The 22,826-nt window shown below is 37.6% G+C and carries 22 protein-coding genes and 1 tRNA gene; 10 read left to right on the top strand and 13 right to left on the bottom strand.

Annotated elements, in window-relative coordinates; all coding sequences use genetic code 11:
- The coding region (locus tag AP75_RS07180; RefSeq protein ID WP_242589781.1) for an ISAon1 family transposase at positions 1-834 on the top strand (834 nt) is incomplete at its 5' end.
- A 120-nt stretch (positions 835-954) separates the two neighbouring features.
- Here the strand turns inward: AP75_RS07180 and AP75_RS07175 are convergent.
- From AP75_RS07175 to AP75_RS07165, 3 genes are all read right to left on the bottom strand, one after another.
- Positions 955-1,027, bottom strand: a tRNA-Phe gene (locus tag AP75_RS07175).
- 86 nt (positions 1,028-1,113) lie between these two features.
- Positions 1,114-2,952 carry a lysophospholipid acyltransferase family protein gene (locus AP75_RS07170; protein ID WP_088264016.1) on the bottom strand — a complete coding sequence of 613 codons (1,839 nt, stop codon included), beginning with the start codon at positions 2,950-2,952 and terminating at the stop codon, positions 1,114-1,116.
- A gap of 6 nt (positions 2,953-2,958) precedes the next feature.
- The gene (locus tag AP75_RS07165; protein WP_088264014.1) at positions 2,959-4,197 is read right to left on the bottom strand and encodes an aspartate kinase; all 1,239 of its coding nucleotides are present in this window, start codon (positions 4,195-4,197) and stop codon (positions 2,959-2,961) included.
- Between the two features lie 253 nt (positions 4,198-4,450).
- On the opposite strand from AP75_RS07165, the gene fbp reads away from it, so the two are divergent.
- From fbp to AP75_RS07120, 9 genes are all read left to right on the top strand, one after another.
- Positions 4,451-5,452: a class 1 fructose-bisphosphatase gene (gene fbp, locus AP75_RS07160; RefSeq protein ID WP_031501945.1), complete on the top strand. Its 1,002-nt coding sequence runs from the start codon at positions 4,451-4,453 to the stop codon at positions 5,450-5,452.
- A gap of 9 nt (positions 5,453-5,461) precedes the next feature.
- The gene (locus tag AP75_RS07155) at positions 5,462-6,469 is read left to right on the top strand and encodes an o-succinylbenzoate synthase (protein ID WP_088264012.1); all 1,008 of its coding nucleotides are present in this window, start codon (positions 5,462-5,464) and stop codon (positions 6,467-6,469) included.
- A gap of 107 nt (positions 6,470-6,576) precedes the next feature.
- On the top strand, positions 6,577-8,250 hold the full coding sequence (locus AP75_RS07150; protein ID WP_088264010.1) for a glutamine--tRNA ligase/YqeY domain fusion protein: 1,674 nt from the start codon (positions 6,577-6,579) through the stop codon (positions 8,248-8,250).
- Between the two features lie 276 nt (positions 8,251-8,526).
- Positions 8,527-9,699 (top strand): thioredoxin fold domain-containing protein, encoded by a 1,173-nt coding sequence (locus tag AP75_RS07145; RefSeq protein ID WP_031501431.1) that lies wholly within the window; start codon positions 8,527-8,529, stop codon positions 9,697-9,699.
- 7 nt (positions 9,700-9,706) lie between these two features.
- Positions 9,707-10,336: a DUF3575 domain-containing protein gene (locus AP75_RS07140; RefSeq protein ID WP_088264008.1), complete on the top strand. Its 630-nt coding sequence runs from the start codon at positions 9,707-9,709 to the stop codon at positions 10,334-10,336.
- On the top strand, positions 10,336-10,539 hold the full coding sequence (locus tag AP75_RS07135; protein WP_031501429.1) for a hypothetical protein: 204 nt from the start codon (positions 10,336-10,338) through the stop codon (positions 10,537-10,539). Before AP75_RS07140 ends, AP75_RS07135 begins: the two co-directional genes overlap by 1 nt.
- 100 nt (positions 10,540-10,639) lie before the next feature.
- On the top strand, positions 10,640-11,635 hold the full coding sequence (dusB, locus tag AP75_RS07130) for a tRNA dihydrouridine synthase DusB (RefSeq protein ID WP_088264006.1): 996 nt from the start codon (positions 10,640-10,642) through the stop codon (positions 11,633-11,635).
- 200 nt (positions 11,636-11,835) lie between these two features.
- On the top strand, positions 11,836-12,741 hold the full coding sequence (locus AP75_RS07125) for an ABC transporter ATP-binding protein (RefSeq protein ID WP_031501428.1): 906 nt from the start codon (positions 11,836-11,838) through the stop codon (positions 12,739-12,741).
- A gap of 50 nt (positions 12,742-12,791) precedes the next feature.
- Positions 12,792-14,108: an ABC transporter permease gene (locus AP75_RS07120; RefSeq protein ID WP_088264004.1), complete on the top strand. Its 1,317-nt coding sequence runs from the start codon at positions 12,792-12,794 to the stop codon at positions 14,106-14,108.
- Positions 14,109-14,184: 76 nt separating this feature from the next.
- Here AP75_RS07120 and AP75_RS07115 read toward each other — a convergent pair whose 3' ends face one another.
- The 10 genes from AP75_RS07115 to AP75_RS07070 all read right to left on the bottom strand — a co-directional run bounded on the left by AP75_RS07115 (position 14,185) and on the right by AP75_RS07070 (position 22,672).
- Positions 14,185-14,856: a porin family protein gene (locus tag AP75_RS07115; RefSeq protein ID WP_031501427.1), complete on the bottom strand. Its 672-nt coding sequence runs from the start codon at positions 14,854-14,856 to the stop codon at positions 14,185-14,187.
- Positions 14,857-14,949: 93 nt separating this feature from the next.
- Entirely contained in the window at positions 14,950-15,822 is an 873-nt protein-coding gene (gene sucD, locus AP75_RS07110) for a succinate--CoA ligase subunit alpha (protein ID WP_031501426.1), read from the bottom strand.
- A gap of 28 nt (positions 15,823-15,850) precedes the next feature.
- Complete coding sequence (locus AP75_RS07105) at positions 15,851-16,228, bottom strand: hypothetical protein (RefSeq protein ID WP_031501425.1); 378 nt, start codon at positions 16,226-16,228, stop codon at positions 15,851-15,853.
- Positions 16,229-16,237: 9 nt separating this feature from the next.
- Positions 16,238-16,456 carry a hypothetical protein gene (locus tag AP75_RS07100; RefSeq protein ID WP_031501423.1) on the bottom strand — a complete coding sequence of 73 codons (219 nt, stop codon included), beginning with the start codon at positions 16,454-16,456 and terminating at the stop codon, positions 16,238-16,240.
- Between the two features lie 50 nt (positions 16,457-16,506).
- A complete protein-coding gene (locus AP75_RS07095; RefSeq protein WP_088264002.1) occupies positions 16,507-17,412 on the bottom strand; it encodes an LpxD N-terminal domain-containing protein in 906 nt (301 codons plus the stop codon).
- Between the two features lie 76 nt (positions 17,413-17,488).
- Positions 17,489-18,052 (bottom strand): elongation factor P, encoded by a 564-nt coding sequence (gene efp / locus AP75_RS07090; protein WP_031501421.1) that lies wholly within the window; start codon positions 18,050-18,052, stop codon positions 17,489-17,491.
- A gap of 34 nt (positions 18,053-18,086) precedes the next feature.
- Positions 18,087-18,875 (bottom strand): acyl-ACP--UDP-N-acetylglucosamine O-acyltransferase, encoded by a 789-nt coding sequence (gene lpxA / locus AP75_RS07085; RefSeq protein WP_031501420.1) that lies wholly within the window; start codon positions 18,873-18,875, stop codon positions 18,087-18,089.
- Positions 18,876-20,273, bottom strand: coding sequence for a bifunctional UDP-3-O-[3-hydroxymyristoyl] N-acetylglucosamine deacetylase/3-hydroxyacyl-ACP dehydratase (locus AP75_RS07080; RefSeq protein ID WP_088264000.1), 1,398 nt, complete (start codon positions 20,271-20,273; stop codon positions 18,876-18,878).
- On the bottom strand, positions 20,266-21,297 hold the full coding sequence (lpxD, locus tag AP75_RS07075) for a UDP-3-O-(3-hydroxymyristoyl)glucosamine N-acyltransferase (RefSeq protein WP_088263998.1): 1,032 nt from the start codon (positions 21,295-21,297) through the stop codon (positions 20,266-20,268). The genes AP75_RS07080 and lpxD overlap by 8 nt, the downstream gene beginning before the upstream one ends.
- A gap of 160 nt (positions 21,298-21,457) precedes the next feature.
- A complete protein-coding gene (locus AP75_RS07070) occupies positions 21,458-22,672 on the bottom strand; it encodes an HD domain-containing protein (RefSeq protein ID WP_088263996.1) in 1,215 nt (404 codons plus the stop codon).
- Between the last annotated feature and the right edge of the window lie 154 nt (positions 22,673-22,826).

The following is a 22,826-nucleotide window of genomic DNA, read 5'->3' as shown; positions in this document are numbered from 1 at the left end:
AACATGTCACAATCCTTGTCGATAGATGAAGTAGCCTTGTCCAGCGGTGAACTTTATACTGTGGTCACGTCTAAAAAAGCGAAAGGTAAAAAAGGCTGCCTGGTTGCCATTATCAAAGAAACCCGCGCAGAAACCGTCATAGAACATTTACTGAAAATCGACCGTAAATTAAGGTTAAGCGTAAAAGAAATCACTCTAGACATGGCCGGTTCCATGAAACTCATTGCCAAGAGATGCTTCTCCAATGCCAAACGGACCATTGACCGATTCCATGTACAGCAACTAGCCTCAGAAGCCCTGCAGGAAATCCGTATCAAACACCGATGGAAAGCTATAGAGCAGGAAAGCGATGGCATCCTGAATGCCAGGAAAAATAAAGAAATCTACCAACCGGAACTGTGTTCAAATGGAGACACCAGAAAACAGCTCCTGGCACGAAGCAGGCATTTGCTGTATAAGAGTTCCTTCCACTGGACCGAATCCCAGAAAGAACGCGCCCAAATCCTATTCAGTGAATATCCGGATATCCACAACGCTTACCAACTAACAGAAGATTTAAGAAACGTCTACCACAAGAAAAACACCAAAGAAATCGCTATGTTAAAATTAGCAAGATGGTATCACCAGGTAGAAGTCTCCGGCTTTAAATCTTTTGCTATCCTGTTAAAAACGTTTACCATCCACTATAACGATATCCTAAACTACTTCAATCATAGAAGTACGAATGCATCCGCAGAATCTTTCAATGCAAAAATTAAAAAATTTAGAAGCAACTTCAGAGGAGTTAGGGATCGGGCGTTTTATCTATTCAGACTACAAAACATTTTTGCTTAAACACAAGTTTTGGTACTGATCCGTTTTATTATTTAAAATGATTAATCTATCCTTAATACGAAAGATTTAGAAATAAAAAACCACCTACATTACTGTAAGTGGTTGAAAGTCAATTTTCTGTGGTTTCTCCAGGAATCGAACCAGGGACACATGGATTTTCAATCCATTGCTCTACCAACTGAGCTAAGAAACCGTTCTGTTATTGAGTGGTGCAAAAGTATAACCTTTTCCCTTACGATGCAAATGATTTTGTGAAAATTTTTTCAAGAAAAACGAAATTTACTGATTTTCAGTAGAATTATTTTCTTCTTTTTGTATTTGCTCACTCATTTCATCCAGAACTGGCTTAATTGTACTCTCCGGAAGTTCGCTAATTCGGATGTACATCAACCCATCAATGGCATCATTAAAACTAGGATCCACATTGAAAGAGATTACTTTTGCGTTTTGTTTGATGTATTTTTTAATTAAAACAGGCAAACGCATCTCCGGCTCCAAATCATCGATGATCTTATCGAGTTTGTTCAAATCCGATTCTACTTCATCAAAAAATAAATGTTTATCGCGATCTTTAAGTTTTACTTTAAATTCTTTTTTTGGATGAATGTATTGCGCAACTGCAGAATCATAATAATGCGACCTCATGAATTCGATCATGAGCGATTTGGAAAAATCTGAAAATTTATCGGAAATACTCACTCCGCCCATTAAAAACTTATGTTCAGGATTTCTTAAACAAACATGTACAATTCCTCTCCATAAAAGGAAAAGTGGCAAAGGCTTCTGTTGGTATTCCGAAGAAATATACGCTCTTCCCATTTCAATTACTTTTCGGAAAAATGGCCGTAATTCCGGATCAAATTCAAATAAAGAACTGGTGTAAAACCCATCAATACCATATTTTTTCATTACTTCGCTTCCCAATGCCATTCTGTAAGCTCCGGCCAATCGCTGTGCTGCATTGTCCCAAAGAAAAAGGTGATGGTAATGCTCATCATAATGATCCAAATCGAAAGGCAAATTACTACCTTCGCCTATTTTCCGGAAAGTAAGCTCGCGCTGTCTACCAATTTCGCGCATGATGAAAGGAATCTCCGAATAACATGCAAAAAACACTTCATAATTCCCATTTCGGAACAGCATTTTATCCTTCTTGTAAAGGGAATTTATATCTTTTATCAAATCTTCTTGTGGAGTTTCATCGATGATATTCTGAACTACGTTTTCTTCTTTTAATAAAGGAAAATTGAGCTTCAGATTGGGTAATTTCAGCTGCTCTGCGATCGATTTTCTTTTTTCATAATAGGATTTCAGCATGTAAATTTTGTTCCGCAAAAACTCTCCCATTTCTTCCACAGTATCGTGATCTTCAAGCACTTTTACCGAGATTGGTTTCCCGATTCTTATTCGGATTGGTTTTTCCCTTTTATTCATCATTTCCGAAGGAAGCATCAGTGTTTGCAATTCTGGGTGAATTTTAGAAACCTGATAAAACAAGCGGCTGTTTTTCGCATGAAAATACATCGGTACCACCGGAACTTTCGCCATTTTTATCAACTTTAATGCTGGTTTTTCCCATTGCTTATCATTAATTTCTCCGAATTCATTATTTTTATTCGAAACTTCACCGGCTGGAAAAATTCCTACGCAACCTCCGTTTTCCAGATGTTTCAATGTTTCTCGCATTCCGGAAGCGCTGTTTCGAACTTCTTTTCTGTTTTCAAAAGGATTTACGGGAATTACGTAAGGTTCCATCGGTTTTATTTTTTCTAAAAGAAAATTCCCCATCACTTTGAAATCCGGACGAATTTCACTGAGAATTTTCGTCATCAAAATCCCGTCAATGGCTCCCAGCGGATGATTCGATACTAAAATAAAAGGTCCTGTTTTAGGAATTTTGGCAAGATCTTCTTCGAAAACGATGTATTTTAAATCTCTTTCCCGAACAAACGAATCGAAAAAATCTTTTCCGGTTTTGTCTTTCAGAATATCGTATAATTTGTTGACTTCATTAATCTTTGTGATGGACATCAATGCCGATGCAACGGGATTTTTTAGAAATCCTAATCGACTAAGGCCCGACACTTTTATTAACTCATCTCGTGAAATAAGACTCATTGGTTATCAGTTTATTACAACTTGTATTGTTTTTTGGGAAATCTGCTCCAGCAAAATATTCTTATGCTCGTAAAATTTATTTAAATCTTCTAATTTAGCATTTCGAACCGTAAAAAGTGACACATTTTTAGTGAGTTCGGTACTGAAAATGGTTTGCAATTCCTGATTCAGTTCATCAATATGCCCATATTTGTCTTCGAGACAAAGTGCAAGAGAAATCGCAGAATTCTGCATCAAAGAAATCTTGATTTTATATTTTGCCAATTGTGCAAAAATCTGGCTTAAATGTTCTTCTGCAATAAACGAAAAATCACGCGTTGCAATCCGCATTAAATGCTGATTTTCCTTTAAAATATAAGATTCTTCTTTCTGATTCTCGGAAGCATTTCCCACTTTGGTCCCCGGTCTTTGGGGCTCCAAAAATGATTTCACATAAAATGGAATATGCTTTTGTTTCAGTGGTTGAAGGGTTTTCGGGTGAATGACCGATGCTCCGTAGTAAGCCATTTCTATCGCTTCTTCGTAAGAGATATTCGATAAAAGGTTGACGTTCTCAAACTTTCGTGGGTCGCCGGTCATCACACCGGGAACGTCTTTCCAGATCGTCATCGCTTCTGCGTTTAGGCAATATGCAAAAATCGCAGCAGAATAATCGGAGCCTTCTCTTCCCAATGTTACTGTGAAATTATTAGATTCCGAACCTATAAACCCCTGAGTTACATAGGATTGATTGCCATTCAAGGTTGAAATATTTTTCTGAGTTTCTTCCCAATTGATATTTCCTTCGCGGTAGTTGCTATCGGTTTTTAAGTAATCGCGGGCATCGAGCCAAGTATTTTTAAACTGAATATCATTTAAATATTCGCTTAAAATTTTCGACGAAATCATTTCGCCACAACTTACTACTTGATCGTATACAAAATTGTAATTCGGCGATTTATTTCTTCTTAAAAAAGATTCTATATCATCAAAAAACAAAGAAATTTCAGCAAAAACGGGATGATTTTCCTTAAAAAGTCCGTTGGAAATTTCCAAATGCGATTGTTTTACTTTTTCAATTTCTGTTTGGTAATCCTGTTTGGCAAAATAATTTTCCACCACTTTTTCCAAAGCGTTGGTTGTTTTTCCCATTGCCGAAACAACAAGCAAACAATTCTCGAAACCCTGAGATTCTAGAACCAATGCAACATTTTGCACTCCTTCAGCATCTTTCACAGATGCTCCACCAAACTTAAAAATTTTCATTTAAATATTTAATAATCAATAAATTACACTTCAATAAATCATATTAACCTAAAATTAATATTCATCAAAAATATTAATTTAACGCGAGATAAAAAAACTCGCATCTATTAATAAGATTCACTTTTCCCGAAAACAGCCTTGTTTGGCATTAAAAAAATAGAAAAGAAAGCAAAAATCAACTTTTTTAAAACAAATAAAAGAGATTTAATTGAAAGAAAATTCCGAAATTTGTAAAAATGCAAAAAACCAAATCATGTCAGAACAAAATTTTCAAACCCTTGGTGAATTTATAATCGATAAACAGGAAGATTTTCAGTATTCAACTGGTGAACTTTCACGACTTTTGAGCGCGATTCGACTCGCCTCGAAAGTAGTAAACCGCGAAGTAAATAAAGCCGGAATTGCCAATATTATCGGCAAAGCAGGGAACGAAAACATCCAGGGAGAAGAGCAACAAAAATTAGACGTTTTGGCCAACGATATCTTTATCGAAGCGCTTTCTCAGCGGGAAGTAGTCTGCGGAATTGCCTCCGAAGAAAGTGATGATTTTATTGAAATTCGCGCCAGTTCAAATGCTCATTTAAGCAAATATGTGGTATTGATTGATCCACTCGACGGATCTTCAAACATTGATGTGAATGTATCCGTTGGAACTATTTTTTCAATTTACAGAAGGGTTACAGAACCTGGAACACCGGTTACATTGGAAGATTTTTTACAAAAAGGCGTCAACCAAATCGCTGCCGGATATGTTGTTTATGGCTCGTCAACCATGATTGTTTACACCACCGGAAATGGCGTGAACGGCTTCACTTTGGATCCAAGTTTGGGAACGTATTACCTTTCGCATCCGAATATGAAATTTTCAGAAACCGGAAAAATCTATTCTATCAACGAAGGAAACTACATAAAATTTCCGCAAGGGGTGAAAAATTATATTAAATATTGCCAACTTGAAGAAGGCGATCGTCCCTACACTTCGCGCTACATCGGAAGTTTGGTTTCCGATTTTCACCGAAATATGATTAAAGGCGGAATTTATATTTATCCATCCACTTCTCAATCGCCGAACGGAAAACTTCGGTTGTTATACGAATGCAATCCAATGGCGTTTTTGGCAGAACAAGCGGGTGGAAAATGCAGCGATGGTTTCAGAAGAATCTTGGAAATTCAGCCGACCGAATTGCACCAAAGAGTTCCGTTTTTCTGCGGAAGCATTAAAATGGTAGAAAAAGCAGAAGAATTCATGAAATAAGCACAATAAATGACCGCAGAATATCATCAATATATCCTCCATTTCAAGCGCCCGGGAGGAACTTCCCGCGGCGTTTTGCATACCAAAGAAACATATTTTTTGAAAATCTCAGAAAATAATCGTACTGGAATCGGGGAATGCGCGATTTTCAGAGGATTAAGCTATGATGATGTTCCGGAATATGAAGAAAAACTCCGCTGGCTTTGTGAAAACATCAATGAAAATGCCGATTTTATAAAAAAAGAAATGCTCCATTTTCCATCGATTTGGTTCGGTTATGAGCAAGCAATTCTCAACCTTAAAAACGGAGAAGAAATTTATTTCCCAAGCGATTTTTCCGCTGGAAAATCATCCATCAAAATCAACGGATTAATTTGGATGGGCGATGCAGATTTCATGCAGGAGCAAATTGAAGAGAAACTAAAAAATGGTTTCAACTGCATTAAATTAAAAATAGGCATCAACTGGAATTCTGAGAAGAAGATTCTCGCACAACTTCGCAAAAAATTCCCGAAAAAGACGTTGGAATTACGTGTTGATGCTAATGGAGGTTTTGGCTTTGAGGAAGCAAAAATCATTTTACAAGAATTAGCCGATTTAGAAATTCATTCCATCGAACAACCGATTAAAGCAGGAAATTTAGATCAAATGGAAATGCTTTGCAAAACCACTCCAACGCCGATTGCTTTGGACGAAGAATTAATCGGAATTCTTGATTTTGATGCTAAAAAAGAACTTTTAGAAAAAATAAAACCACAATACATCATCCTGAAACCTTCATTAATAGGAGGGTTTTCAGGTTCAGACGAATGGATTTCTTTAGCAGAAAGTAAACAAATCGGTTGGTGGATCACTTCCGCATTGGAAAGCAATATCGGTTTGAACGCCATCGCACAATATACTTTCAGTAAAAACCCAAAAATCCCACAAGGATTAGGAACCGGCGGATTATTCACCAACAATATTCCCGCTCCACTTTTATTAAATGGGGATCAACTTTCTATGAAAAAAGCCTAAAAAGGGATCATTTTTTAGATTTATTTTAAAGTTCAGAAATCAGGAACTCAATTAGTATTTATCTTTTGCGAAGAATCCGTAAATTTGCCTCTTACAAAGAATCGACAATGGAAGAAGAAAAAAAATCCCTCAATTTTATTGAGCAAATTATAGAAGACGATTTAGCTAATGGTTTTCCGAAAGACCAATTGCGTTTTCGTTTTCCGCCGGAACCGAACGGTTATCTACATGTAGGTCATACCAAAGCGATCTGCATTAATTTTGGTTTGGGCGAAAAATACGGTGCTCCGGTTAATTTGCGTTTTGATGATACCAACCCTGAAAAAGAAGAGCAAGAATTCGTAGATTCCATAAAAAAAGATGTGGAATGGCTCGGTTTCAAGTATGATAAAGAGCTTTATGCATCGGATTATTTTGAGCAACTTTATATTTGGGCAGTCCAGATGATCAAAAACGGGAAAGCTTACGTAGATGAACAATCTTCAGAGGAAATCACCGCGCAAAGAAAAAACCCTTTCGAAGATGGCATCGAATCTCCTTACAGAAACCGTCCGATGGAAGAATCTTTGGATCTTTTTGAAAGAATGAAAAACGGCGAATTCGAAGAAGGAAGCATGTCTTTAAGAGCAAAAATCGATATGACTTCTCCCAATATGAACATGCGCGATCCTGTGATGTACCGAATTCTGAAAAGACCTCACCACAGAACAGGCGATAAATGGAAAATCTACCCGATGTACGATTGGGCACATGGAGAATCCGATTATATCGAACAAATTTCGCACTCGCTTTGTTCCTTGGAATTCGAAAACCACCGTCCGCTTTACGATTGGTATTTGGATCAGGTTTACCAAGAACCTAAAGTGAGAAACAAGCAAAGAGAATTTGCCCGAATGAATGTTTCTTACATGATTACTTCTAAAAGAAAATTACAACGTCTGGTAGCTGAAAAAGCCGTGACAGGATGGGATGATCCGCGAATGCCTACAATTTCAGGGATGAGAAGATTAGGATTTACCCCAAAATCCATTCGTAATTTCATTGATAGAGTTGGCGTTGCAAAAAGAGAAAACCTTATTGATATTCAATTACTTGAATTCTTCGTCAGAGAAGATTTAAATAAAGTTTCAACACGAGTGATGGCGGTGGTTGATCCTGTGAAACTGGTGATAGAAAATTATCCTGAAAACGCTGAAGAATGGTTGGAAACCGAAAACAACCCTGAAGATGAAAACTCAGGAACTCGCGAAATCCCTTTCTCGAGAGAATTATACATTGAAAGAGAAGATTTCAAGGAAGAAGCCGGAAACAAATTTTTCCGTTTGAAACTGGGTGGCGAAGTCCGTTTGAAATCAGCGTACATCATCAAAGCAGAACGTATTGAAAAAGATGAAAATGGCGAAATCACGACCATTTATGCAACTTATGATCCGAAAAGCAAATCCGGAAGTGGAACCGAAGAAAGTTTAAGAAAGGTAAAAGGAACACTTCACTGGGTTTCTGCTAACCATGCTTTACCGGTAGAAGTAAGAATTTACGACAGACTTTTCACCACTCCGCAACCGGATGCTGAAAAAGAAACCGATTTCATGGAATTCATCAATCCTGAAAGCTTAAAAATAGTGCAAGGATTTGCTGAACCAAGCTTGAAAAACGCGGAAGTAGGAAAACCTTATCAGTTCCAAAGAATTGGCTACTTCACCAAAGATCCCGATTCTACGGACGAAAAACTGGTTTTCAACAGAACAGTAACCTTGAAAGACAGCTACAAACCAGAATAAAACCAAAAAACCCTTTCGGAAACTCCACCAAAAGGGTTTTTAATTTAAATGACACCAATTACAAAAACTTGATCCTTCATTTTACCAATCATTCGCAGGTAACGGATCTTGAATTGTTTCATACTCTTTTTCATGCTACATTTATTTTTGTTCGGGTCGTTACAATATTCAAGCCAAAAATTAAGTTATTAAATATCATATTGTATTGTTTTTTAATAAAATTTTTACCCGTAGTTTATTTATAATTATATTCGCATCAAAATTTTCTCAGCTTCCATGAAAAAACTATTTCTTTTAATTCTTATTTCTTATTCCATCACTGTTTTAGCCCAACAAGGCATTAATTTTCAGAACACAAGCTTGAAAGATATTTTAGCGAAAGCGAAAGCTGAAAAAAAACTTGTTTTCCTCGACGCGTTTGCCGCTTGGTGTGGACCTTGTAAAATGATGGAAAAAAATATTTTTCCGCTACCTGCGGTTTCAGAATATTATAACGCCAATTTCATCAATGCAAGATTCGATATGGAGAAAGGTGAAGGCCGGGAAATTGCCATGAAATATGGAGTTCGCTCCTATCCTACTTTTCTTTTCCTGAATGGTGATGGCGAAGTAGTGCTGAAAAATTATGGGTACATGGGCGAACAGGATTTTCTTACCATCGCACAAGAAGCCAACCAACCGAAATACCGAACCTCTTCCAACAAAGAATTATTCGAAAAAGGCGAAAGCAATCCAGAATTTCTGCTCAATATGATGAGTTTGTACGCGCAAAGCGATTACGAATTGGCTAAAAAAGCCTCTGAAAGATACTTCGAAGCGAAAAGCAATCAACCTTTGACGAAGGATGAACTCGGAATGTTGCTGTATTTCATTAAATCTCCAAGCGATCCGAATTATCAAATTTTCGTTGCGAAAAAGCCGGAAATCACCAAATTGATGTCGGAAGATATTTACAATCAATTTGATACGAACATCAAAATCACCAAGATTCTTGAAAATGCTTTGGATCAAAAAACTGGTACGATCAATGATGATGAATTTTTCAAAAATGCAATTCCATTAGTTGGAAAAACCGAAGCTGAAATAGCTTTAAACCGTATGAAAGTGATTATTTATCCTAATTCCGGAAAATTTGCGGAATATGAAAAAGCGGCTTTATCTTATTATCAAAATGCTGAAAATTTCGACAGTGAAGAACTTCTAAAAGCTGCTTGGATTTTCAGTGAGTTCATCACCACGCCTTCTTCTTTGAAAAAAGCGGAAGAATGGGCTGAAAAATCGGTTATGAAATCTGAAACCGCTGAAAACACTTTTATTTTAGCAAAAATTTATTCGAAAACAGGTAAAAAAGATCAAGCAAAAACGTATGCTGAAATTTCTAAAAATCTCGCTAAAGCTCAAGGAAAAGACGATAAACTCGCAACTCAACTTTTAGAATCTTTAAAATAAATTTACTTTGAAAAAACTCTTATTGGCAATCGCAGTTTCTTTTGCAGCGCTTTCTACTGCTCAATCACAAGATTCTATCGTATCCAAAAAAATGTATGTGAAAGCCAATGCGCTTTTCCTTCCTGTCGGTATGTTGAATGCTGGTGTTGAGTATCAATTGAACAAAAAATGGACGCTTCAAGGGGATGTTTTCATCTCCCCGTGGAAATCTTTTGCAGGAAAATACGCACAAGTTTACATGCTAGGTTTCGACGGAAGATATTATTTTAATGAAGCTTTTAAACATTGGTATGTTGGTGCAAACATCTCTTTTTCTCGCTTTATTGTTCAAAAATACAATTACTGGAGCGACAATGATTACCAATACACACCGGAATCACCAATTTACAAAACTTCTGATTTGTACCAAAATGGTTTTTCATTCCTTATTGGAGCTACTGTAGGTTATCAGTTTGAATTGGCCAAAAACTGGAATATGGATTTGTATGTCGGCGGTGGTTCTATACAAAGTTATTACAAAGGTTATCATAAAGAATTGGGCGTTCGATACGATACGGATCCAACCCGAGAATATAATCAAAGCGGCGAATGGCTTCCGTACAGAGGTGGAATAATGATTTCTTATAAAATTAGATAATGGACATAAAAAGCAAAAAATTTGCAATAATCGCTGCCATCACTTTTCTGATTCTTTTCCTGATGAATTATCTCGGAAATGATATGCCCGACCGATTAGAGCGTGCTTTGATGACTGCTGTAGCCGGAGTAATCGGCTTAACGATCGGTATGTGGTTTGTCCATAAAAATTCAAAAGACGATACCCACCATGATTTTGATTAAAGATTCCAGTATCTAAAATATGAAACAGATCGCTTAGATCTGTTTTTTTGTCAGCGCAATACGGTTTCCGGTTTCCATTCAAAAAAATTATCTTTGCACCATGATAAAAATCGGAAACATAGAACTTCCGGAATTTCCACTTCTTCTTGCTCCTATGGAAGACGTTTCGGATCCTCCTTTTCGCAGACTTTGCAAAATGCATGGTGCCGACATGATGTGTTCGGAGTTTATTTCCTCCGAAGGATTAATTCGGGATGCTATGAAAAGCCGCAAAAAACTTGATATTTTCGATTACGAAAGACCAGTCGGGATTCAAATTTTTGGTGGTGATGAAGAAGCCATGGCAATGTCAGCGAAAATTGTAGAAACTGTAAACCCAGATTTAGTCGATATCAACTTTGGATGTCCTGTGAAAAAAGTAGTATGCAAAGGAGCTGGAGCAGGCGTTTTAAAGGATATTGATTTAATGGTTCGCCTCACAAAAGCGGTCGTAAGTTCCACGCATTTGCCGGTTACCGTGAAAACCCGTTTAGGTTGGGATACCGAAACGATAAACATCATGGAGGTAGCTGAAAGATTGCAAGATACCGGAATTAAAGCACTTACCATTCACGCCAGAACACGATCCCAAATGTATAAAGGGGAAGCCGACTGGGATTATATTTCTAAAGTGAAAAACAATCCTAATATCGAAATTCCAATTTTCGGAAACGGCGATGTAGATTCTCCCGAGAAAGCTTTGGAATACAAGCAAAAATACGATTGCGACGGCATCATGATCGGTCGTGGAGCCATTGGCTACCCTTGGATTTTTAATGAAATCAAACATTTTTTCCAAACCGGAGAAAAATTACCGGAACCTACAATTACCGACCGATTATTAGCAGTTCGCCAACACGCAGAATGGAGCATGGAATGGAAAGGCGAAAGACTCGGACTCATCGAAATGCGCCAACATTACAGCAATTATTTCCGTGGAATTCCGCATTTTAAAGATTTCCGCAGAAAATTTCTGGAAGTTTTCACATTAGAAGAAATGGATCAGGTGATTGCCGAAGCTGCTGATTTTTACAGAGACCATCAATTTTCAAATTAATTTTTCCCAGATTCCGTAGGAATCAAATCTGTGTAGATCAATAAACCCCCTCTGATATAAAGCGTTCCGTAGGAACGCTATTTTTTTGATATGTTACCTATCTCAAAAAGGAAATCCATTAAAGCTTATCTGAATTTTCAGCCAAAATTCCGTAACTTTCCGAAGTATTTTTATACTAATTCTTTCAAATAATCATCTTCATGCTGAAAGCAGAAAACGTCACCAAAACCTATAATACCGGTAAAAAACTGGCACTCGACAACTTCTCAATTGATGTTCCCGAAGCCAGCATTTATGGACTTTTAGGTCCAAATGGTGCGGGAAAGACCACCTTCATCCGAATCATCAATCAAATTACTCAAGCCGATTCGGGAGAGGTTTTCATCAATCAACAAAAACTCAATCCGGAGCACATCAAACAGATCGGTTACATGCCCGAAGAACGCGGTTTGTACAAAAACATGTCGGTTGGTGACCAGATTTTATACTTCGGAGAGCTAAAAGGAATGAGCAAAAATGATGCTTTGAGCCAAGCGAAATATTGGTTCGAGCAACTGGAAATTGATCAGTGGTGGAAGAAAAAACTCAGCGAACTTTCCAAAGGAATGGCACAGAAAATACAGTTTGTAGTGACGGTTTTGCACCGCCCGAAATTGCTGATTTTGGATGAACCTTTCTCTGGTTTTGATCCGGTAAACGCCAATTTAATCAAAGATCAAATCCTGAATTTGAAAAATAACGGAACCACCATCATCCTTTCCACCCACCGAATGGAAAGTGTGGAAGAAATGTGCGATTATGTGGCATTAATCAACCAATCGAAAAAAGTGCTGGACGGAAAAGTTTTTGATGTGAGAGAAAAATTCAAGAAAAATATCTTTGGAATCACCCTATCAGACGTAGATTCCGAGAAATTTGAAAACTTTAAAAAAGAATTCCACATTAACGAATTCGATACCCAAAACCAACTCGTTTCTTTCGAATTGAAAAATGATAACGACCAACATTTATTGCTGAATGAACTGATGAAAATAGGAAAAATCCGTTCGTTTGATGAAAAAATCCCGAGCATGAATGAGGTTTTCATCAATGCAGTTGCGAAATAAACCTCAGCGTTTTCAATAAAAATCATCCCGATCACCATAGAAAAAGTTCCATGAAAAATATATTTTTAATCACCAAAAGAGAATATCTCACGCAAGTGAAGAAAAAATCTTTTATCATTCTTACGCTTCTTGCACCGATTTTAATGATTGGTTTCGGAGCTTTAATTGCGTTTATGTTCAAGGCAAATGAAAGTTCCAGCACCTTCAATGTAGTCGATAAAAGCGGACTTTTCGTGGGTAATCTGAAGAGCGACAACACCATAAAATACGTTTTCGTTCCCAAGGAAAATGAACGAGCGCTTACTTCTACTTTAAAAGAAATGACAGGCATTGAAGGTCTTCTGATTATTCCGGAACTGAAAAACGACAATTTCGACGAGCTCGCGAAAAATACCAAATTACTTATCAATAAAAAAATCGGTTTCGATACCAAATCAAGTGTTTCTGCGGATCTTTCTAAAGTCCTTAAAAAAGAAAAAATAAAAACCCTTGGCCTCTCGGAAGATCAACTGGTAAGCCTGGATAAAAATTTCGATTTGAATACGGAAAATGTGGTGGACAACAACAAAGCCGATTCCGACCTTGATTTCGGTGTAAAATCCGGTCTAAGCATGATTTTGATGTATGCAGTGTTCATGTTTATCATCATTTACGGCGTTCGGGTTATGCGAAGCGTTTTGGAGGAAAAAAACAACCGCGTGGTTGAAATCATCATCTCTTCGGTGAAACCTTTTGAGTTGATGATGGGAAAAATTTTGGGGGTTACTTTGGTTGCACTCACCCAATTTGTGATTTGGATTACGATGTCGGTTTTGGGAGCCATCTTCCTGAACACGGGCTTTCAGGCGATGCAAAAACAAATTCCCGGCGGGGAACAATCTTCCGAAATTCTTCAAAAATTCGACATCACTGAAACTGCGACAAAGGTTTCTCATATCTTGTTAGACATGAATTTTCCGTTGATTATCTTCGTTTTTATCGTTTTTTTCTTGTTGGGATATATTTTTTACAGCTCAATGTATGCAGCCATTGGATCTGCAGTAGATAATGAAACCGAAACCCAACAGTTTACCCTTTTTGCAATTATCCCGCTAACTTTAGGAATGTATGGCAGCTTCACGATTATGAATAATCCGGAAGGTCCGCTTGGTTTTTGGCTTTCGATCATTCCATTTACTTCACCTGTGGCGATGATTGCGAGAATTCCATTCGGTGTTCCGGCGTGGCAAATAGCACTTTCTATGGCATTACTTATCGCTTCTACATTATTAATGATTTTCCTAGCGGCAAAAATTTATCGCGTTGGAATTTTAATGTATGGAAATAAAGCGAGCGCAAAAGAGCTTTGGAAATGGATCAGAAGTTAAATTGAATTCAGATTTAAAATAAAGATAAATCCCATCAATAAAATTTGATGGGATTTTGTATTTAATGAATGAAAATCTATTGGAAAATGTAACTTAAACCTACGCTAAAAACTTGTTCCGATTTCTTTTTAGCCGTATTTGGATCGGCGTTCAGTTCGCCCATTAAACCTTTGTAGGTGTTACTGAGACCGAGATCATAGCGTGCGGTAACTTCCAACATTCTTTTGTAAGAAAACCCAATTCCTAAACCGATGGCAAGATTAAAACTAGAAGCCTTTCCGTTCAGGTCTGGATATTCTTCCAATTGTTCCGGAACGTAAAATGGTTTTCCGGGATCGCTCACTTTTTGACTGACAAGAAAATTGAATTTCGGTCCTGCCATCGCAAAAAACTCTGATTCAGCCTGGGAAAAATATCCTTTAAAATAAATCGGAACGCTGATGTAATTGTTGGCATAAACCGCATTGTAGCCAGTTGCGCCTTTCGCATCTTTGTCTTTTCCCGATTCACCTGCACCCAAATATTCTACTCCCGGTTGCAAATAAAACTGATCATTATTATCGATTGGAATTAAAGCTAAAACCCCTCCATAACCTGAATAACGAGGCCCTGAAGGATTATGGGCATTGCTTACTCGGGATATGGTAGCACCTCCGGTAAGTCCGAATCTTGTACTTCTGAAATCGATTTGTGCAGATAATAAACTGGTCGCAAAAAGTGCTGCAGCAGCGAATAATTTAATTTTCATAAAAAGTGTTTATAAAGCAAAGATAAAAAAATATCAGCCAAAAAAAACGTTTCACAATTTTGCGAAACGTTTTTTATTTTCCTTAAGATAATCTTATCCTAAAACTTTAGCAACAGTAGCACCAATTTCTGCTGGAGAATCTACCACGTTGATTCCGTTTTCTCTCATGATTTCCATTTTCGCTTGTGCGGTATCTTCGGCTCCACCTACGATTGCACCTGCGTGACCCATTGTTCTTCCTTTTGGAGCAGTTTGTCCTGCGATGAAACCAACAACCGGTTTTTTAGAACCGCTTTCTTTGTACCATCTTGCAGCTTCAGCTTCTAGTGAACCACCGATTTCACCGATCATTACTACAGCGTCAGTTTCTGGATCGTTGATGAACAATTCCAAAGCTTCTTTGGTTGTAGTTCCGATAATTGGGTCACCACCGATTCCGATTGCGGTAGAAACACCGTAACCTGCTCTTACTACCTGATCAGCAGCTTCGTAAGTTAACGTTCCTGATTTTGAAACGATCCCTACTCTACCTTTTTTGAAAACAAAACCAGGCATAATACCGATTTTAGCTTCGTCGGAAGTGATGATTCCTGGGCAGTTTGGCCCGATCAATCGGCAATCTCTGTCAGCAATATAAGATTTTACTTTTACCATATCTTCTACCGGAATACCTTCAGTAATACAAACGATTACTTTAATTCCGGCTTCTGCAGCTTCCATAATCGCATCAGCAGCAAATGCCGGCGGAACGAAGATGATCGATACATTAGCACCCGCTTTTTCTACTGTTTCAGCAACGGTATTGAACACTGGTTTTCCTAAATGCTCGGTTCCACCTTTTCCAGGAGTTACTCCACCCACAACGTTGGTTCCGTATTCAATCATTTGACTTGCATGGAAAGTTCCTTCGTTTCCGGTAAATCCTTGTACGATTACTTTTGAATCTTTGTTTACTAATACTGACATTTTATATTCTTTTTTTAAATTTATTAAACTATTTTCTTGATTTAAGAGATTCGTATTTCTCTAATAATAACTCCATTACAGTATCCACATTATTTTCAGCTTGTCGCAAAGAGCTGGTTTTTGCTTCTTGAAAGAAACTTTGCATTTCGGGTTCGTCACTGAAAAATTCAATTAATTTTTTCTTTGGCAAACCGGTAAAATAGGCAACTCCAATTCCTTTTTTGGCAACTTTATTAAATAAAAAATCGGCGGCTCCTTCTCCACCCGGTCCGGAAGCATAATAGTCTCTGAACCATTCTATCGTATTTCCATTAAATAATCTTTCCTGCAAGGTTTTCTTATTTTCGGAGCGGTTAAGGAAATATCTTTTTTTTCCTACAAAATCTACAAATGAAAGTTCCTTCACATTAGAAGCCTACATTTTAGACTTCTTTCCGCTTTCATCAACAATATTTATTTTTTCGTTTAAACTTGATCCATAGATAAGCGTTGGGTCTATCATATTGACCGTCACTCTTATTTTTAAATCCAATGTATCGTTAGCTTGGGTAATAATTTGGGCATCAATCACCTTCTTTTGCGAAAAGCAAAAAGAGATCAAAAACAGCAAGATACCTGATAAAATTTTTTTCATCTTTAATAGATAAGCAAATTTAGTGTTTTAAGAGATTTTATCGGTTATCTTTACTTAAGATTTTTCAATTTCACTTCTTTTCTTAAATACTCCCTGAATTCTTCCGCCAATTGCCCGAAATAGGTTTTGCCACCTTCCAAATCCTTGTTAACGCCGGTTTTCCCTAAAAGAACTGCTCCTTTTCCTACTCGGTTTCCTGAGGCCATGCCTACCTGTCCCCAAACCGTTACCTCATCTTCAATAACGCAACAACCTGCAATTGCAGCGTGCGAGGCAATAAGTACTTTTTTTCCGATGATGGTATCGTGACCGATTTGTATTAAATTATCCAGAACAGAACCTTCACCAATAATCGTAGAGTCAGTAACTCCGCGATCGATGGTGCAATTGTTCCCTATTTCCACATTGTTTTCGATCACTACATTTCCCACGGAGATCAATCGATCGAAATTTCCGTTGAGTTTTCTGTAATAGAAAGCATCGCCACCCAAAACAGTACCACTTTGGATGATTACATTGTCGCCGATCACAGTTCTATCTCCAATCACCACATTCGGAAAAATATGGCAGTTGTTACCAATTTTCACCTCATTTCCGATGACCACAGAAGGGTGTACGAATGTTCCCTCTCCCATTTCTAGGTCATGAAGCTCCTCGGTGAAATTATAAATTCGCGTAAAATGAGTATTGATTTTATTAAAATCCCTGAAAGGATCTTCTGAAATCAACAAAGCTTTTCCTTCAGGACAAGCGACTTCTTTATCGATAAGGATGATGGTGGCATCAGAATTCAGGGCTTTGTCGTAATATTTTGGATGATTCACAAAAACGATTTCACCATTTTTGACCATGTGAATTTCGTTGGTTCCCAAAACCGGAAAATCTGCTTCACCAATCATTTTGGCTCCGATAATTTCAGCAATGGATTGGAGGGTCTGTGGTTTTTTGAAAGTCATTTTGTTTTGATGGAAGTTGAATAATGGAGGAAAGCCGGATGAAACAATCCTCCTTTTTATCAATAAATTATTAGGATTATTTTACTCTTTCCAAGTAGGTTCCGTCTTCGGTATTAACCTTAATTTTATCACCAGCTTCGATGAAAAGCGGAACCATCACTCTAGCTCCGGTTTCTACGATTGCATTTTTCAAGGCATTGGTTGCGGTATTTCCTTTAACACCCGGATCAGCTTCGATTACATCTAAATACACTGTCGGTGGAATTTCAGCGGAAAGAGGAGTTTCATCAATATCTTTCAAGATAATGGTAACCTCTTCACCAGCTTTCATGAATTGAGCATTTTCAATCATGTTTTTATCAAGATATAACTGGCTGAAATCATCATTATTCATAAAGTGGAAACCGTTTTCATCATCATATAAATATTGGAATTTTCTGGTAATCACCTTTACTTCATCAATTTTATGTCCTGCAGAAAAGGTATTGTCTAATACTTTACCATTAGTCACGGATTTCATTTTCGTTCTTACGAAAGCTGGACCTTTTCCTGGTTTTACGTGAAGAAACTCGATAATTTTGAAGATATCGTTGTTGTACTCAATACACATTCCTTTTTTGATATCGTTGCTTGTTGCCATTTAATTAATTTGAATATATTTATTATTTAATTTTTTATTCTTTTCCGGTGCCGTATCCTTTTACAATACCACGCGGAGAGTTTTTAATAAATTCTAAAATCTCGTCGCGTTCAGCGGTAGGAAGCATTTCTTTTTCGATAAAACTTGATGCTTGAGAAACATTCATCTTCATTTGGAAAATTGCCCGGTAAATTTTTTGAATTTCGAATATTTTTTCGTTGGTAAATCCTCTTCTTCTCAACCCTACTGAATTAATTCCAGCGTAAGTCATCGGTTCTCTTGCTACTTTCACGTAAGGTGGAATATCTTTTCTTACCAAAGTCCCTCCGGAAATCATCACATGTTTGCCAATTTTTCCGAACTGGTGCACCGCGGAAAGTCCTCCCATTACGGTAAAATCACCGATTTCTACATGCCCTGCAATTCCGCAACCGTTGACGATAATTACGCCATTTCCGATGATACAATCGTGGGCAATATGCGAAGTGGCCATAATTAAACAATCGTTTCCGATTTTGGTATAACCTAAAGCCTTGGTACCACGGTTAATCGTTACGGATTCTCTGATGGTGGTTCCGTCGCCGATAATGACCTGAGTATCTTCCCCGTCAAATTTCAAATCTTGAGGAATTGCCGAAATCACAGTTCCTGGGAAAATACGACAGTTTTTACCAATTCTGGCACCGTCCATGATGGTCACATTCGGACCAATCCAAGTTCCTTCACCAATTTCCACATCACCTGCGATCGTGGTAAAAGGTTCTACAATAACGTTTTTCTTAATTTTTGCGCGCTTATCTACGGCAGCTAATTGATGTACCATCTACTCCGTTTTATTTTTTGCAACTTGCGCCATCAGTTCTGCTTCTACAACTACACTGTCGCCAACATATCCGTAACCTTGCATGTGCACAATTCCCCTTCTGATCGGGGTGATGAGTTCTATCTTGAAAATCATGGTATCACCCGGAACTACTTTTTTCTTAAACTTTACTTTATCCATTTTGATAAAATAAGTAGAATAATTTTCCGGATCCGGTACACTTGCCAAAACCAAAATCCCGCCGGTTTGAGCCAAAGCTTCTACCTGCAAAACACCAGGCATTACAGGTTCTTTTGGAAAATGCCCCACAAAAAACGGCTCGTTCATGGTAACATTTTTGAGTCCTACGACATGCGAATCTGAAAGTTCGAGAATCTTATCGATGAGCAAAAACGGTGGACGGTGCGGCATCAATCTCATGATTCCGTTGATATCGAAAACTGGTTCTTTATTGATATCGATATCCGGAACGTTTTTCTTTTTCTGAAGTTTCCACTGACGGTTGAGCTTCTTGGCAAACTGGGTATTTACGAAATGCCCCGGCTTGTTGGCAATCACTTTTCCTTTAATCTTTACCCCTACCAAAGCTAAATCACCGATAACATCAAGCAACTTATGACGCGCGGCTTCATTGGGATAATTTAAAGTCAGATTATCTAAAATACCATTCGGGCGGATGGAAACATCATCTTTTCCGAAAGCTTTTTTGAGTTTATCGGCCGTGTCGGCAGTTAATTCTTTATCTACATACACGATCGCGTTTGAAATATCTCCACCTTTGATTAAACCAGCATCCAGAAGCATTTCGAGCTCATGCAAAAAACTGAAAGTTCGTGCTGATGAGATTTCTTCTTTAAACTCCGAAATATCTTTTAAAGTCGCATTCTGAGTTCCTAAAACTTTAGTTCCGAAATCCACCATAGTGGTTATCTCGTACGTATCAGATGGAATAATGGTAATTTCGGATCCTGTAGCAGCATCGGAATAACTCAAAACCTCTTTTACAACTAAATACTCACGATCAATATTCTGCTCTACAATTCCCGCTTTCTCGATAGCTTCTACGAAAAATTTCGAAGATCCGTCTAAAATAGGTGGTTCAGCACTATTCATCTCTAGAATCGCATTGTCGATATCACAACCTACTAAAGCAGCAAGCAGATGCTCGCAAGTATGAATTCTTACGCCGAGTTTTTCTAAAGTTGTTCCTCTTTCGGTGGTAGTGACATAATTTACATCGGCTTCCACTTGTGGATGTCCTTCCAAATCGGTACGGACAAATATAAATCCCGTATTTTCTTTTGCAGGTTTAAGAGTAAGAACAACTTCTCTTCCGGTATGAAGTCCGATCCCTGAAAGAGAAACTTCTTCTTTTAAAGTCTTTTGTTTATCACTCATTAGTTTTATCTTTTGAGTTGTTTTCTAAGTTATTGATGCGTTTTACAATCTCGGTTAAATTTCGGAAATGAACATAATTTCTTCTATATTCACCGGCATTGATGGCAGGTGAACCATACAAGATTTCACCATCTTTAGTATTGGAATTCACTCCACTTTGGGCCTGAATTTTCACCTGATTTCCGATGTTAATATGCCCCACGATTCCAACCTGACCACCAATTTGATTCCAGTCGCCAATTACGGTTGAGCCAGCAATTCCTGCTTGGGCGGCAATTACATTATTCTCACCAATTTTTACATTGTGAGCGATTTGGATTAAATTATCAATTTTGGTTCCTTTACCAATCACGGTAGATCCAATGGTTCCTCGATCGATACTACAGTTGGAGCCAATCTCCACGTTATCTTCCAAAACTACATTCCCAAGTTGTGGGATTTTTTGGTAACCCTCTTTCGTCGGCTGAAAACCAAAGCCGTCCGAACCGATTACGGTATTGGAGTGAACTACGCAATTGTCTCCAATTACGCAATAATCGTAAACACGAACGCCACTGTACAAAATACAGTTTTTTCCGATTTTTACATTTTTTCCGATATAAACATGAGGATAAATCTGGCTTCCGTCGCCTATTTTCACTTTTTCAGAAACACAAGTAAAAGCCCCTACATACACATTTTCACCTACCACAGAGGTTTCGTGAAATACTGCACCTTGTTCAATACCTGTTTTGCGACCTTGCATATCATTATAAAGATTCATCAAAACCTGAAAAGAAAGATAAGCATCTTCCACAGCGATGATGGTAACAGGGTAAGAGTCTTTGGTTAATAATTTTTCTGAAACAATGAGAACAGCGCATTTCGTGTTGTCGATATAATGAGCAAACCTTTCTTGGGCAATGAAAGACAGGTGATTTTGCTCACCACTTTCTATTGGCGAAACCCCTCTGATGATGGTGTTTTCGTCGCCAATAATTTTCCCGTTGATAAAAGCTGCAATCTGCGATGCTGTAAATTCCATATCTTGCAAAGATAAGAAATTATGAATTACGCAATACTTTTTTGAAAATTTTGATAGAAGAAAAGGTCAAAAAATATTGAGGACAATATGAGCATTACGTTATTAAATAGGAATAAAAAAATTGTTGTCACTTACAACTACTTTACTTACAAACTGTATTCTACAAAATCTCCCTCGGAAAAGAAAGAATATACTTCGTATTTGGCTGATTGATGTAGGTTGAGAGAATTTGGTTTTCCGAATTTTCAAGGGTGATTTTTTCGCCATTTTTCAATAATAAATAAATCGGTTGTTTTTCGGCGTTGTACGGCAACAAATTTCTGGAAATCTGATCTACAAGCTGCTCGCCATTTTCAATGCTAAAAACAGCATTGGTTTTTTCGATTTTTTCATTAATAAATTCAGGATCAAATGGTTTTGAGGAAATTTTCGTTTTCAGAAAATCCCTTTGAATGACGCATTTGCAAAGATAAGACAACACAAAATCTTCATTTTTGCACCAGAATTTCATTGCCTGAATCACATCATTGTCATCCAACTCCGTAAATCGTCGGATATCTTCATCGGAAGCGGTTTCGAAATGGTTTCGGGTTAAAAAATATTTTAAATTTTCAGAAGCTGGCAAATCTTTACCTTCAGAAATTAAGAATTTTGCGCGATCCAATATCTTCACCAAAAGATGCTCTGCCAAAGCCGAAGTTTTGTGATAATAAACTTGCCAATACATAAACATTCGCGCCGTGAGGAAATTCTCAATCGAATAAATTCCCTTCGCATCAATCACCAATTCCTCATCCGAAACATTCATCATCGAAATAATTCGTTGTGTATTCACATTTCCTTCGGAAACTCCGGTGTAGAAGCTGTCGCGCTTCAAATAATCCAGACGATCGACATCCAGTTGCGAAGAAATCAACTGGTTGAAAAATTTGCGATGGTACTTTCCCTGAAACATTTCCATTGCCATCGATAGCTCACCACCAAATTCTTCATTCATTTTATTCATCAGCAATAGCGAGAGTTTTTCGTGATGCCAATCATCCATCAACATATTTTCTAACGCATGAGAAAACGGACCATGACCGACATCGTGAAGCAAAATCGCCAACATCGCCGATTTTTCTTCTTCTTTGGAAATCTCAACACCTTTTAATTTCAAAGTTTCCAGAGCTGTAAACATCAAATGCATCGCTCCTAAAGCGTGATGAAACCTCGTGTGAGTAGCTCCGGGAAAAATGAGATTCAACAACCCGGTTTGGGAAATACGTCGCAAACGCTGAAAATATCGATGCTCGATTACATCAAACAAAATTTCATGGGGAATTTTGATGAAGCCGTGAACGGGATCGTTGATGATTTTGAATTTGTTGGTCATGAACTAAAATTGATGATTGTTGACAAAAATAAGGATTTCTAAGTTCAATAATCCGCTCCATTCATTATTTTTTCGTGAATTCATCTATTAAAATTAACGCAACTTTAACGTGTGTTTAAAATAAAATTGGCAATGTTTGGTTGTATTTTTGGAC

The sequence above is a fragment of the Kaistella haifensis DSM 19056 genome (genome assembly GCF_000735695.2).
Classification (GTDB): domain Bacteria; phylum Bacteroidota; class Bacteroidia; order Flavobacteriales; family Weeksellaceae; genus Kaistella; species Kaistella haifensis.
The sequence above is the reverse complement of the archived record's forward strand: the minus strand, read 5'-3'. Positions and strand labels throughout refer to the sequence as shown.